The organism is Algoriphagus sp. NF (assembly GCF_028823735.1).
Lineage (GTDB): Bacteria > Bacteroidota > Bacteroidia > Cytophagales > Cyclobacteriaceae > Algoriphagus > Algoriphagus marincola.
The window spans coordinates 1-15,138 of sequence record NZ_JAPEIB010000039.1; the positions used below are offsets into that span (position 1 = coordinate 1).

The following is a 15,138-nucleotide window of genomic DNA, read 5'->3' on the forward strand; positions in this document are numbered from 1 at the left end:
TTCTGGAGGAAACTCATCGCCTCCTAGCGTGCACTGCCAGGCCTGTTTTTTGGCATATTCATATTGCCGAGGAAATGATCTGAAAAGTTCTTTTTTTAGGTCTTCACGTTTTTTCAGATCAGGTTCACGCATCAACTCATAGTATTTTTCCGGAACTTTGTCTTTTTCGAATTGACGAAAAAAGCTCCTTAATTCCAACGTTTTATGCTCTGTAGCCTCTTTTTCTATGGAAAGCTTGATTTTAAATGCTTTTCCATTTTTAAAAGAGGAAAAACCTTCTCCAAGTCCCCCTGGACCCGCAAATAAATCAATAATGGGAATTGGCATCTTTAAAAATTTCCTCTAAACTATAAGTTATTCTTAATTAGGCAAATGGTTTTATTTATTTAGGTTAATTTGTTTTTTGAGTTATTCTGATAGGAATAAATAAGAATAATTTCTCTATAATCTATGATTCTAAGAATTCACCAAATGATGGTTTTCAAATCTTGCATCTAAGCTCTTGAATCTAAAAGTCTGTACCTACGCCAACTCCCTTAAATCCACCGGCACAACCCTCGATACCCCTGCCTCAATCATGGTAATGCCATAAATAATATCCGTGCTGGCCATGGTGCGCTTGTTGTGCGTCACGATGATAAACTGGCTCTCTTGGCTGAACTTCTGAATGATCTGATTGAACTTGTCAATATTGGCATCATCCAGCGGAGCATCCACCTCATCGAAAATACAGAAGGGCGCCGGCTTCAGCAGGTAGATGGAGAAGAGTAGGGAAGTGGCTGTCAGGGTCTTTTCCCCACCGCTGAGTTGGTTGATGGTCAGCGGACGCTTGCCCTTGGGCTTGGCCATAATCTCGATGCTGGACTCCAGAGGATTGTCCGGATCGGTCAGTTTGATATCGCAGTCATCCTGCTCGGTAAAGAGAGAACGGAAGACCTTGACAAAGTTCTCTTTGATCTTCTCGAATGCATCCAAGAAGGTTTCCTTGGCGACCTGATCGATTTCGGAAATAGTCGTCAGCAGGGATTCTTTGGCCTTGACCAAGTCTTCCTTTTGACTTTGGATAAAGGTATGCCGCTCCTTGATTTCATCATAGGCCTCCATAGCCATGGGATTGATCGGACCGATTTTTTCCAGCTTTTCTTTTTGCTTCTGTACCAAGGCCCGCAAGTCCTCCTCGGCAAAGTCCACAAACTCCTCATCCAAGGCCGGATTCTCTTCCATGAGTTGGTCCAAGTCCAGCTCAAACTCTACGCTCAAGCGCTCCTTCATAGAGGTCATTTTCAGCTTGATCTCATTGATGCTTTGCTGTAGTTCCTGTAGAAGCAGGTCATGGCTTTCCTTGGATTTTTGAAGGCTACGGATCTTTTGATCGGTTTCATCGATCAGTCCGCGACTGCCGTAGTAGTCCTTTTCTGCCTCGGTCACCCCTGCTTCGATGCCTTCCTTCTCAGCATACAATTCGATCAGTTCCTCGTCCTTGATCTCATTGTTTTCGAGAAGGCCCTTGATTTCGGTATCGAGTTGGGAAAGCTCGGCTTGGGATTTCTCGATTCGCTCTTTGGAGGAATCGTAGGCATTTTGCTTAAACTCAATTTCCTGATCCAGGCTATTGACCCGATTGAGCTGTTGATGGTACAGGATATTTTCCTGATTGTATGCCTGTGATTTTTCGGAAAGCACTTGGGATTCCTGTTCCACTTCCTCGGTCAGGATCTCCAAGTCTTGTCCCAAAGATTCAAATTCTCCCCGCTCTTCGATCAGATTGGGTTGAATCTCGGTCAGGCTCTCTTCCAGTTCGGCGATGCGGTCCAGGATATCCTCCCGCTTGTTGGCATTGGAGGAGAGGAGTTCGGCGAGTTGCTCCTTTTTCGTGCGAACGGATACATAGGACTGATTCAGTTCATTGATTTGCCCCTGCTTTTCTTCCAGTTCTTTTTTGAAAGAAATCTCTTTGAGCTTGGAGAGCTCGGATAGGTTTTTATCCAGATTGGCGCGGCTGGCGGAAACCTTCTTATTCAGTTCCTTGATCTCCTTGTCGAGCTTTTCGAGATTTTTGGCCCGACCGATTCGCTTTCCTTCGAAAAGTCCCACCGAACCTCCGGAAATGGAGAATTTACGCTTGGTGTACTTGCCGCTTTCTGAAATAAATACTGCGTCCGTATCCTCAGGAAAATCCTTATAATCACCCTGTACGATGTAGACATTGTCCAGAATGAAATTGATCAAGCGACTGTACTTGACATCAAATTCGATGATCTCAGTGGCTGCGATAGCATTGGAGAAAAGCTTGGTTGTGCTGGACTTAAACCGCTCAAAGTGCTCTAGGACAAAGAAATTGGCCTTTCCTCGGGAGGCATCTGACAGCAACTGGATGGCGGCGATGGCCTGAGCCTCGGTATCTACCACATAATAGTTCATGTAGCCCTCGAGGTAGTTTTCGATAGTCACCCGATACTTTTCATCCGTAGTCAGCAAGTCCGAGAGTAGGGGCACATCCTTGGCCCAAGAGGAGTTTTTCTTGAGAAATTTGATGGCTTCTGGAAAGCCTTCCAGGTTTTCGACCAGTGATTTGGTTAGGTTGTATTCGTTTTGCTTGGAGTCCAGTTTCCGCGAAGTCGTAGTCAACTCCTCCCGAATCATTTCGATCAGGCGGTTGGATTCCTCGATCTTCTGATCATGGTCTTCCTGCTTGTTTTTGAGGAGTTCAAACTGCTTATTTTCCCGACTGAGTTCCCCTGCGAGGTCCATCATTCTGGCTTCGAAGTCCACGAGGGAAGCTTCCTGACTGAAATCATCCGAGGATGTTCGCTCCAATTCCTGCTTGAGGGTAGAGAGTTGAATCTGTTTGATTTCCAGGTCTTTGTTGAGCTGGTACACTCGCTCCTTCAGTTGTTCGTACTGAGTCTGCAGGCTTTTTTGCTTTTGCTGCTTTTCAGTTTGAATGAGTTTTTGGGAATCGTAAGCCTCCCGAAGTTCGGAGACGATGAGTTCTTTCTCGGCGAGGATTTTATCAGCAGATTCCTTCTCCTGCTGTAGAGAACGAATGGAAAAGCCGGCCCGGTCGTTTGATTTACGGTCGGCATCGATTTGCTCCCGGAGTTTTTGGGAACGGTCCTCTAAAAATCGTAGACGTTCGTTTTTGATTTTCTTTTCCGACTCGAAGGTGCGGATTTTATTCACATGCTCGTTGAGTGTCTTTTGCCGGGAGGCGAGAAGCTTTTCCTTGCTCACCAGTTCGGCTTTTAATTCTGCCAAAAGGGCTTCCTGATCCGCGATTTGGGTTTGGATCTCCAGTTTGCGATCGGATTCATCCTGAATTTTTCTGTTGGCATCGAGTAAAGACTGCGTTTGCTTTTCGATGCTTTTCTTAGCCAAGTTGATGGAGGCTGCTTTATAATCTTTTTTTATCTCAAAGTACTTGGCTGCCTGCTTGGCCTGTTTTTCCAGAGATTTGAGATTTTTCTCGATCTCGTAAAGCAAGTCTTCCACTCGGTCTAGGTCCGCATCGGTATCTTCGAGTTTGCGGAGCGTTTCCTTTTTACGGGTTTTGAATTTGGAAATTCCGGCAGCTTCCTCGAAGAGTTCCCGTCGGGAGTTGTTTTTGTCATTCAGCAACTCGTCGATCATTTTTAGCTCAATGATGGCATAGGAATTCGAGTTGATTCCTGTATCCATAAAGAGATTGGTGATGTCCTTGAGTCGACAAGTAACCCCGTTGATTTGGTATTCACTTTCCCCGGAGCGGTAGTATCGACGGGTGATGGTGACGTGGGTGTATTCGGTAGGAAGGAGGTTTTTGGTATTTTCGAAAGTCAGGGAAACCTCAGCCAGGTTGGATGGTTTTCGGTTTTTGGTGCCATTGAAGATGACATTTTCCATCTTATCGGAGCGGAGCATACGGGTTTTTTGCTCACCCAATACCCAACGAATGGCATCGACCACATTGGACTTTCCACAGCCATTGGGTCCGACTACGCCGGTGATACCCTTATCAAAGTTGATGACCATTCGATCGCCAAAACTTTTGAACCCTTTGATTTCCAGTTTACTAAGTAGCATCCAAAAAACTCCTTACGATTAAGCTTTCAAAATAGGTGGAAAGGATGGATTTGGCAAAAAAAATCAAATTCTGTTGTGTGAAGGAATGCAATTGGATTTTATCACAAAGGTCTGGGTAAAATATTTACCACTAAGAATACGAAGAACACAAAGATTTATCATTCGTGTCCTTTGGCGCTTCCTGGTTCATTTAAAAGCAAAAGCATTTTCCCTTGCCCCATGTATTGGAAAATTTACCACTAAGAACACGAAGTTCACAAAGATTTATTCTTCGTGTCCTTTGTGTCCTTCGTGGTAGAAAAAAATCCAAATGTGAATTTCTCTTTTCCCTCTGTGGTGAAAAAAACCAAATGAGCTTCCTGACCTCTTTTTGACGGATGTCAAGGTATTTTGAATCCAAAACTTGTTTTATAAACGTACTTTTTCAGATATTGGCAAGTGATCAGACAAGAGGCAACTTTTTGAATGGGTGATTTCAAACAATTTGATATTTCAGATTTCCTGAATGAGATTCAGGAACCTTTATTTTTATTTGATTCTGAGGAAATTATCTTCTGGAATCGTTATTCTACCGAGACTTTCTCTAATCTTCCGGAGGATTATAAATCCTGGATTCAGCAGGAAGAACTCTTAGCTCAATTGGCAAAATTCTTTGAAACAGGGGAAGTCCCTGAAAGTCGATGGTTTAAGTCTTTGCAAACCCATGAAGGCCAAATGCAGCGATTTGAGTGGTCTTTTACCAATTTGCCATCCACTTACACTTCAAGATTCTTAATCGCCAAAGCAAACCCTATTCGCTACTTTGGGGTAAATACTGAGGAAAATTTCTTGTTGGAAAGCAATTCCAAAGCTATGGAAGAACTCAGCTATATGCAGAGTATTCTAAACAACAGCCATGATTTGATTGCAATCCTAGATGAGCTCGGGAATTATAAATTTATTTCCCCATCGGTCAGCGAGAAGTTGGGTTTTCCGGTGGATGCCATTGTGGGAAAGAACTTCAAGGATTTTGTTGAAGCGGGAGTTATTGAACTGGTTAAGGGAAGTTTTCAGGAGGCTCTCCACTCTCAGGATGAAGTGGCTGTGGATTTTTGGATCAATCGAGCTTCGGGTGAACGTATTTATCTGGAAAGCTTTGCCAAAAACCTCCTTCAACACCCAGAGATCAAGGGAATTCTATTTTCCAGTAGGGATATCACGGATTTCATTTCCATGGACCGTTCGCTTCAGCAGCGATATGAAATCGAAAACCTGATCAATCAAGTGAGTTCCCAACTGATCAATTCTAAGCTGAATAACCCCGAGAAGGAATTTCAGCTGGTTTTGGAAAAGTTTGGACAGTTTTTGAAAGCTGAAAACGGCAAAATTTGGATTATCAATTCGGATAGTGATGAGTATATTTTGCTGAACAGCTGGAAAAAGAATCAGGAGGCCAAAAGCCTATCCATGAAGGTTGAGGAGGAGATTAGAGGTAGGAAAAACCGGCTGGAAAAAGGGATGGTGAAGCTACATCTTGAATCTCAGGAAGTCGGGGATAACGCTGCGCTGTTGCTTATTCCCATGATTTTGGTTAACAAGCTTCGTGGAGTGATAGCCTTTGAGATCACTATCAAGAAGCTGGAGTTTGAAGAAAAACAACTTCAGATTTTCAGGCAATTGGGAGATATACTTGCTGCCGCCTATTCTGGAAGTATTCTTGCAAAGCAAATTGAAAGAAACGCCAGCCTTCTCGCCACTACGGAGCGACTGGCCAAATCTGGTTCCTGGAGGTACAGTACTCAGCGTGAATTGTTTTATATATCTGGAGGTTTGGCTCACTTGTTTGGTTTGGGAGATCAGCCTCTGACGGCGGAATTCACTACTTTGATTTATAAAATCGATAAGTCCACCCGAGCTGAATTTGTCAAAAAGCTCAAAAGGAGCATAAACGAAAAAAGTCAGGAATCGGGAGAATTTACGGTAAGAAGTGAGTCTGGTGAGACTGTTTTTATTGAGTTTGAAATCGAAAGTCAGGAAAACTTCCTCAATAAGGGGGTAGAAGTAACAGGCTTCTGCACGGATGTTACCCACAAACGTGCGACTGTAGAAAACCTCAAGCTTCAGTCACAAATTCTAGCTCAAGTCAGTGATCCCATTGTGGTGATCAATCTGGAAAAGGAGGTCATCTACCTCAACGAAGCAGCTATTCAACTCTGCTGTCCAAATACTGCGGCCACTTACAATGGTTCCGTTGATGGATTATTGAAAGGTGTTCCTCAGCTTTCAGAAATCATCCATAGTTTAGGAGAAAAAACCTCTTGGAGAGGGGAATTGGATTTCCAAACGAAGCATACCAAACTTTCTCCTTTTGATGTGTCGATCCAAGTGATCTATTCCCCTAATCAGGATAAAATCGGGTTTAGTATAGTTCTGAGGAATTTGAGTGAAAAGCGAGAAAGCGAGCGTCTTGCCTCTCAGGCGAGAATGATCGCGGAAAATAGTCCCGCTGTCCTTTTCCAGGTAGATCCAAATGCCGATTATCAAATCAAATACATCTCAGAAAACATTAAGCAATTTGGATACGACAGTTCTGAGTTGATGGCTCGAAAGGCCTCTTTTTTGGACTTGGTTCATCCAGATGATCAAGACTACATCACATCTTTAAAGGAGAAAGGAAAATCAGAGTCTGGAATCCGTTCATTTTCAGAGGAATATAGAATCATTTCAGCATCCGGAAAAACTATCTGGGTAGAAGATAAAACTTCTGATGTCATGGATGCAGAGGGAAATATCACCTTGCATCAGGGGATCTTTCAAGACATCACGGAGCGAAAGAATTTCGAACAGTTTAAGGAGGAAAAAGACAAGCAGTATCGAATGCTTGCTTCGAATATTCCCGGAACCAATATTTTCCTTCTGGATAGTGATAGGAGATATATTTTGGCAGAGGGCACCAACTTCGATTTTTGGGGATTATCCCGCTCGGATTTCGAGGGTAAGTTGCTTTCAGAAATCTCCCTCACAGATCAGACCACAGTAAACCTTGTTCTTGATCAAGTCTATAATAATCAGGAGGTCGTCGAAACCGAATTTGAATATAAAGGACGAAAATACCATCGAACCATCCGGCCTATCCTCGAAGGGGGAAAAGTAGAATATGCGCTGAGTATCATACGAGATGTCAATGAAGAGTTGTTGGCTAAAAGGAAACTTGAAGAGTCAGAGGAAAAGTACAGGACCTTAGTGGAAGAGTCCACAGAGATTATTTTTTCCTTAACAGATTCATTTATCATCAATTATATCTCTCCGAATATCAAGCAGTATTTGGGCTATGATGTTGAGGAGGTTTTGGGTAAAAGTATTTTTGAATTTCTTCACCCAGAGGACTATCAGACATTTCAGGGAATGCTATCCGAGTCCAAAGACTTCCTAGCCGAACATCAGTTCTTGGAATTCCGCCTTCCCCATAAAAATGGTGAGGTTCGAATCTTCAACTCAAACGGTAGGACAATCCTCGATAAAGATGGGAAATCCCGCTTCTACACAGGCGTAGTTCGGGATATTTCCAAGTTAAAGCAGGCTCAAGCTGAGCTTCTTAAGGCTAAGGAAAATGCGGAAGAAGCATCGCGGATAAAATCCCAATTTTTATCTGTGATGAGCCATGAAATCCGAACGCCGATGAATGCGGTGATTGGACTTTCCCACTTTTTGATGGAAGATGACCCTAGGCCTGATCAGCTCGAAAATCTCAAGACCTTACAGTTTTCTGCAGAAAGCTTGATGGCGCTGATCAATGATATTTTGGATTACAATAAGATTGACTCGGGTAAGGTAGAACTGGAATTGCTTCCGCTTGACCTTCGCAATCTGTTGCATAGAATTATCCACTCTCACAGCTTCCAGGCACATGAGAAAGGCTTGAAGATCTCCTGTGAGATTGATGAATCCATACCACAATTAGTGATTGGTGACCAAATCCGACTGGGTCAAATCATTAATAACCTGGTGAGTAATGCCATTAAGTTTACAGAAAAGGGTTCGGTCAAAATCAGTCTTCAAGAAAAAGAGCGGGATCCTAAAGTGGGAAGTCGCATTTTATTCCGCTTTGAGGATACCGGGATTGGAATTCCTAAGGAGAAAATCGGGAATATTTTTGAGGCTTTCACCCAAGCATCTTCCGAGACAACCCGGAAATATGGAGGAACCGGATTGGGTTTGGCGATAGTCAAGCGCTTGGTAGAAATGTACGGTGGGGAGATTCATTATTCTCCTAACCCATCGGGAGGAAGTGTATTCGAATTCGAGATTGCTCTTCAGGTAAAAGAGAAAAAAGAAGATAGTTCACCGAACCTGGGCTTTACTTCGCTAAGAAGTTTAGAAAACTATTCGATCTTGGTGGCAGAGGACAATATGGTCAATCAGTTGCTGATCAAGAAGTTTTTGAATAAGTGGAATACAGGTCACTTGGAATTGGCTAATGATGGGCAGCAAGCCCTAGAATTATTCGAAAAGGGAGATTTTGACTTGATACTTTTGGATTTACAAATGCCTGTTTTGGATGGATTTTCTGTAGCAAGAGCCATCAGAAGTCACTCAGATGCCAAAAAATCACAGATACCCATTTTAGCACTGACGGCAACTTCACTGGAGGAAATCAAGGAAGAGTTGAACAAAATTGGCTTCAATGATTACGTTCCAAAACCATTTACGCCGGATCTTTTGTACGAAAAAATCTCAAAATTTGAGAGAAAAAGGAAACCTGCTTCTGATTAGCATGCATTTTGCCTTCAAAGGATTTACCTTCGTCTTTAGAAAAAGTCCCAATCTATGCGCAATTTTTTCAGAAGCTCCATTCTGATTCTATTGGTTTTTCAGCCGTTTTTGATTCTTGCCCAAGGCTTGGTGTCCAAGCGAACGACCCTCTATGCCGTGATCGGTACCAGTGGTGCTGAGCTCAATCAATTTAACCGGATGCTCAGTGATCGAGGACTTTCTCCGCTTCGAAATCGCTACCATACGCTTGGGCTTGGCTATCAAAACAGACTGAATGATTTTGTCTTTGGAGCCGAGCTTTACCACAACCGAGGCAATCAATCTGATTTGGATGGTTATAATTTAGGGCATCGATCTTCCCGTTTTTTGCTGAATGTTGGCTATGCCTTTACCGAAGAATCACGATTTCAACTCATTCACTACATGTCTTTGGGAGTCGGTTTTTTGAATTTTCAGATGCTTAAAGCAACTGAAGCGCAAAACCTCCCGGATTTTCTTGCCAATCCAGAGCGGGGATTTATCCTGAGAGAAAATGACATCCAGCGAGGAACGATGCGCTACGGTGACTTTTTGACCGAAATCGGCTTCCAACTTAGTTATGATTTTGATCTTCCTAGGAGAAAAGAAGCCTTGGCTGTGATTGCGAAATTAGGATATGCCTTCAGTCCAATTGAGGGAAAATGGACGATGAGTGGGATGTCATTCCAAAACGCGCAAAGTGGTGCTTTTCTAAGAGTTGGTGCGGGCCTGACTATTCCTGACCGTAATTTTTTTTACAAAGATGCCAGCATGAGTTTTCAGTTGGTATCAGGGATTCATTTCACCAAACCCAACACATTTAATTCACAGCTTGTTGAAGCAGGCTTAGAACCATTGGAAGGCATGCCAAGAAATCTGGGCTTGAAGATCACTGGCGAAAATGAAAAGCTGCTCTATGGGGTGGAAGTCTTCAATTTGGCCATGGATGGAGACGCTAATTCGTTGAAATCCCATTCCCTTAACAGCCTTCGGATTTATGCTAACGGAGGTTGGAAACTAATTGAGTACCGGAATATGGCCATTCATGGCATGGGTGGTATTGGCTATGGGAATATTCGCTACACTTTGTCCACGGATGAAAAGCCCGATTTTCCAGAGCTTTTTCAGCAGAGGGATTATGATGGATATTTGAAAAACAGTGGCTTGATGGCCAAGCCCGAGCTTTCTTTTGAATATGCCTACCCGATTACGAAGCGAAAGCTGATTGATTTGGTATTTACCACCTCGGTAGGCTATGAACTGGCATTGGCAAATTATCGACTCGCGGAATTGGATATGGCAGGCTTTATGACTGCGCCTTATGTGTCATTTGGCTTCGGTATTCGTCCTTGACGCGGCTTTGATACTTAGTTTTTAATTAAAGCTATGCTAACTAGTATTTTTTCCAAATAGGACTTACATTTGGGATGCTTATCGAGAAAGACTGAGGGAAGGGCCCTACGACGTCTTAGCAACCTGAAAACAAGGTGCTAATTCCCATTCCGGAATCGCCGGAAGAAGATGAGCGGAAAAATTTACCACCCGTATTTTTCTCCGTGTTTTGCTCGATAAGCTTTTTGAACAAAAAAACTATGCAAAACAGAACGGAATTACTCCTTCAAGCAATTAAAAACAGAATCCTAATCCTAGATGGCGCCATGGGAACCATGATTCAGCGCTATAAACTGGAGGAGGAAGATTTTCGCACGTCTGAGTTGGCGAATCACCCCAAAGCTTTGAAAGGAAATAATGATTTATTGTCTCTTAGCCGTCCGGAAATCATCAAAGCTATTCATGCTGAATATCTGGAAGCTGGTGCTGATATTATAGAAACCAACACCTTTTCGGGAACATCGATCGCACAGGAAGATTATCAACTTTCACATTTGGCTTATGAAATCAATTTCCAGTCAGCCAAGCTTGCTCGAGAGGTTGCAGAAGAATTTACCAAGAAGAATCCTGATAAACCTCGTTTCGTTGCAGGTGCCATGGGGCCGACCAACCGAACCGCGTCGATTTCTCCTGATGTAAATGATCCGGGTTATCGAGCCATTACTTTTGATCAGTTGGCAGAAGCTTATGCAGAGCAGGTGAGGGGCCTTTTGGATGGAGGAGCCGATATTTTATTGGTTGAGACCATATTTGATACCCTGAATGCCAAAGCTGCGCTTTATGCCATTCAGGATGTATTTGAAGAAAGAGGAATTCCTTTGGATCCGAAAGAAGGAGGAATTCCAATTATGATTTCAGGTACGATTACCGATGCTTCCGGGAGAACACTTTCGGGACAAACTACCGAGGCTTTCCTGATTTCTATTTCTCACGTGCCTTTGCTTTCTGTCGGTTTGAATTGTGCGCTTGGAGCCAAGGAACTCAGACCTTATCTGAAAGTACTTTCCCAGAAAGCTCCTTTTTATGTATCCGCCTATCCCAATGCGGGACTACCCAATGAATTTGGGGCCTACGATCAAGGCGCAGAGGAAATGGCCAGTCAGGTAGGAGAATTCCTTCAGGAAGGAATGCTCAATATCCTTGGAGGTTGCTGCGGAACAACTCCCGATCACATCCGGGCCATGGCCACCTTAGCTGCAAAATATCAACCTAGAAAAGTCGAAGAGGAATTAGAAGAGGAGGAAAACAATGCCTAAGCAAGACTATTTGAAATTATCCGGACTAGAGCCTCTAGTCTTTTCACCCAATATCAACTTTGTCAATGTGGGTGAACGGACTAATGTGACAGGATCAAAGAAATTTGCCCGTCTGATCTTGAATGGAGAATATGATGAAGCACTGGAAGTAGCTCTAGACCAAGTTCGGGGTGGAGCACAGATCCTTGATGTCTGTATGGATGAGGGGATGCTTGATGGCGAGGCAGCCATGGTGAAGTTTTTGAATTTGATTGCTTCTGAACCTGAAATAAGCCGAATTCCCATTATGATCGATAGCTCCAAATGGAGTATCATCTTGGCTGGATTGAAGTGCGTGCAGGGTAAAGGAATCGTCAATTCCATTTCCCTGAAAAATGGGGAAGAAGAGTTTATCCAGCAAGCAAAAACCATCAAGAAGTTTGGAGCTGCGGTTGTAGTGATGGCATTTGATGAAGATGGTCAAGCAGACACCTTCGAGCGAAGAATTGAAATCTGCGAGCGTAGCTACAGAATTCTAGTCGATCGCGTCAAATTTAATCCACAGGATATCATCTTTGATCCCAATATATTTCCTGTTGCTACAGGAATGGAGGAGCATAGGAAAAATGCTTTAGACTTCTTTTTGGCAACGAAATGGATCAAAGAAAACCTTCCTGGAGCCAAAGTCAGTGGTGGAGTCAGTAATGTGTCTTTCTCTTTCCGAGGAAATAATCCCGTCCGAGAAGCCATGCATGCAGCATTTCTTTACCATGCCATTCACCATGGAATGGACTTGGGTATTGTCAATCCTACCATGTTGGAAGTATATGATGACATTCCAAAGGATCTCCTAGAACGAGTAGAAGACGTTCTTTTTGACCGAAGGTCAGATGCTACAGAGCGGCTTTTGGATTTTGCCGAGACAGTCAAGTCTTCCGGTAAGAAAGAAGCTGTGAATGAGGCTTGGCGCTCTGACCCTGTTGGGAAAAGGATAGAACATGCCTTGGTGAAGGGGATTTTGGATTACATCGTAGAAGATACCGAAGCAGCGCGTCAGGAACTTGTCAATCCGCTGAAAGTGATTGAAGGTCCTCTAATGGATGGAATGAATGTGGTTGGAGATCTATTCGGAGAAGGTAAAATGTTCCTTCCTCAGGTGGTCAAATCAGCCCGTGTGATGAAAAAGGCTGTCGCTTATCTTGAACCCTTTATGCCTTTGCCGGAAGAAGGTCAAGAGGAATCCTCTTTGAAAAAGATCCTTTTGGCGACCGTAAAAGGCGATGTGCATGATATCGGAAAGAATATCGTGGGAGTTGTTTTGGCCTGTAATAGCTATCAAATCATCGATCTAGGCGTCATGGTAGATGCACAAAAGATCATTGATGAAGCCGTGAAAAATAAGGTGGATATCATCGGTTTGAGTGGTCTAATTACACCTTCCTTGGATGAGATGGTCAATGTGGCTGCTGAAATGGAGCGACAAGGATTGAAAATCCCGCTTCTCATCGGTGGTGCTACGACCTCAAGAATTCATACAGCTGTAAAAATTGACCCGGTCTATTCAGGTACGGTGGTGCATGTCACCGATGCGAGTAAATCTGTGCCGATTGCAGGAGAAGCTATTTCCGAGGAGACCAAAGAAGCCTATCATCGACAGATCAAGGAAACTTATCGACAATTGCGGGATGAGCATGAAGCCAAGCAATCCGTGAAGCAATTGATTTCCTACGAGGAAGCGAAAGCTAATCCAGTGGCTATTGATTGGACCGACTATAAGCCTGTCAAGCCAAAGGTACTAGGCAAAACCGTTTTGGAAGATTTAGATCTGTCTATTCTGAGAAAATACATTGACTGGACCCCATTCTTCAGTACTTGGATGCTCAGTGGTCGATTTCCTAAAATTTTGGAAGACCCTGTTGTCGGATTGGAAGCCAAGAAACTCTATGCTGATGCTCAAGCCATGCTGGATCAGGTTATTGCTGAGAAATGGCTTTCTGCAAAGGCGGTCTTTAGCTTATTGCCCGTCAAAAGAGTAGGGGATGATGCGACTGCTTTTGATCCCGAGAATGAAAGTTTGACTTTGGGTCAATTCCACTTTTTGCGTCAGCAAGGAAAAAAAGGAAGAGGCGTACCAAATCGCTCGCTTGCAGATTACTTACATCCGGAAAAGCAGGATTACTTGGGTTGCTTTGCTGTGACGGCAGGTTTGGGAATGGAATCAAAATTGGCTGAATTTCAGGAAGCAGGAGATGATTATAATGATATTTTATTTAAGGCTTTGGCTGATAGATTGGCGGAGGCAGCTGCGGAATATGTTCACGAGCTAGTTCGAAAGGATTATTGGGGCTACGCCGATGAAGAACATTTAGATAATGATTCTTTGATCCGTGAGGAATATTTGGGAATCAGGCCTGCTCCAGGCTATCCTGCTTGTCCGGAACATTCCGAGAAGGAAACAATTTCCCGTCTTTTGGATTTAGAACGAAGCATTGGAATCACCTTAACTTCTAGCTATGCCATGTATCCGACCAGTTCGGTTTCAGGATTTTATTTTGCACATCCTGATTCTAAATATTTTGGCCTAGGAAAAATTGCTGAGGATCAGGTGAAATCCTATGCGGAACGAAAAGGAATCACCCAAGAGCAAGCTGAGCGCTTACTTTCACCCAATTTGGCCTACACACCATCCACATTATTAGTGAATCAAACTGTATGAAGATTACCGATCACCTGAAAAACGCGAAATCCACGCTGTTTTCTTTTGAAATCCTTCCTCCTTTGAAGGGACAAAGCTTGAAAGAATTATTGGAGGGTATTGAGCCCTTGATGGAGTTTAAGCCTCCTTTTGTAGACGTGACTTACCATCGGGAAGAGTATATCTATAAAAAGCATCCCAATGGTCTTTTGGAGAAAGTCAGTACCAAGAAAAGGCCGGGGACAGTAGGAATTTGCGCGGCTATCATGAATCGATTTCAAGTGGATGCGGTTCCTCACTTGCTTTGTGGGGGATTTTCAAAGGAAGAAACAGAAAATGCCCTAATTGACCTGAATTTCATTGGTGTGGAAAATGTCCTTGCTTTGCGTGGGGATGCTCCGAAGACTGAGGGTAAGTTTATTCCTGAGAAAAATGGGCATCATTTTGCCAGTGAATTGGTAGATCAAATCATTCGCATGAATCAGGGTAAATACCTGCATGAGGAGACTGAGACCAGCTTTCATACGAATTTCTGCGTGGGGGTAGCAGGGTATCCGGAGAAGCATTTTGAGGCTCCGAGTATGAAATTTGATCTCAAGTACCTGAAGGAAAAAGTAGATCGTGGAGCTGAATACATTGTGACTCAGATGTTTTTTGACAATGAAAAATTCTTTGAATTCGAGCGAAATGTCCGTGCTGCGGGGATTGATGTGCCGATTATTCCGGGCTTGAAGCCGATCACTACGCTATCTCAGATTACCATGCTTCCTCGGACGTTCTTTTTGGATCTCCCTGATGCCTTGACAGATGAATTGTTGAAGTGCAAAACAAATGCGGAGGTGAAGGAAATAGGAATTGAATGGGCTATTCAGCAGAGTAAGGAACTGGTCAAAGCTGGAGTTCCAAGTCTTCATTTTTATACGATGAGTAAGGCAGAAGCGACGTATAAAATTGCGAAGGAAGTGTTTTGATAATTTTAGAAAT

At 43.4% G+C, this 15,138-nt stretch carries 7 protein-coding genes and 1 riboswitch; of the genes, 5 read left to right on the forward strand and 2 right to left on the reverse strand.

Features of this window, described 5'->3' with window-relative positions:
- Together OU792_RS15405 and smc are read right to left on the reverse strand one after the other, a co-directional pair.
- On the reverse strand, nucleotides 1-327 hold a 327-nt coding region (locus OU792_RS15405), incomplete at its 3' end, for a hypothetical protein (RefSeq protein ID WP_274670639.1).
- 195 nt (nucleotides 328-522) lie between these two features.
- The gene (gene smc, locus OU792_RS15410; protein ID WP_274670640.1) at nucleotides 523-4,062 is read right to left on the reverse strand and encodes a chromosome segregation protein SMC; all 3,540 of its coding nucleotides are present in this window, start codon (nucleotides 4,060-4,062) and stop codon (nucleotides 523-525) included.
- A gap of 465 nt (nucleotides 4,063-4,527) precedes the next feature.
- On the opposite strand from smc, the gene OU792_RS15415 reads away from it, so the two are divergent.
- The 5 genes from OU792_RS15415 (at nucleotide 4,528) to metF (ending at nucleotide 15,125) form a co-directional block, all read left to right on the forward strand.
- Nucleotides 4,528-8,814, forward strand: a complete 4,287-nt coding sequence (locus OU792_RS15415) for a PAS domain S-box protein (RefSeq protein WP_274670641.1) — start codon at nucleotides 4,528-4,530, stop codon at nucleotides 8,812-8,814.
- A 54-nt stretch (nucleotides 8,815-8,868) separates the two neighbouring features.
- Nucleotides 8,869-10,185 (forward strand): hypothetical protein, encoded by a 1,317-nt coding sequence (locus OU792_RS15420; protein ID WP_274670642.1) that lies wholly within the window; start codon nucleotides 8,869-8,871, stop codon nucleotides 10,183-10,185.
- A gap of 75 nt (nucleotides 10,186-10,260) precedes the next feature.
- Nucleotides 10,261-10,360, forward strand: a riboswitch (SAM riboswitch).
- A 64-nt stretch (nucleotides 10,361-10,424) separates the two neighbouring features.
- Nucleotides 10,425-11,480 carry a homocysteine S-methyltransferase family protein gene (locus tag OU792_RS15425; RefSeq protein ID WP_274670643.1) on the forward strand — a complete coding sequence of 352 codons (1,056 nt, stop codon included), beginning with the start codon at nucleotides 10,425-10,427 and terminating at the stop codon, nucleotides 11,478-11,480.
- Nucleotides 11,473-14,175 (forward strand): methionine synthase, encoded by a 2,703-nt coding sequence (metH, locus tag OU792_RS15430; RefSeq protein WP_274670644.1) that lies wholly within the window; start codon nucleotides 11,473-11,475, stop codon nucleotides 14,173-14,175. The genes OU792_RS15425 and metH overlap by 8 nt, the downstream gene beginning before the upstream one ends.
- A complete protein-coding gene (gene metF / locus OU792_RS15435) occupies nucleotides 14,172-15,125 on the forward strand; it encodes a methylenetetrahydrofolate reductase [NAD(P)H] (protein ID WP_026945675.1) in 954 nt (317 codons plus the stop codon). Before metH ends, metF begins: the two co-directional genes overlap by 4 nt.
- Nucleotides 15,126-15,138 lie beyond the last annotated feature (13 nt).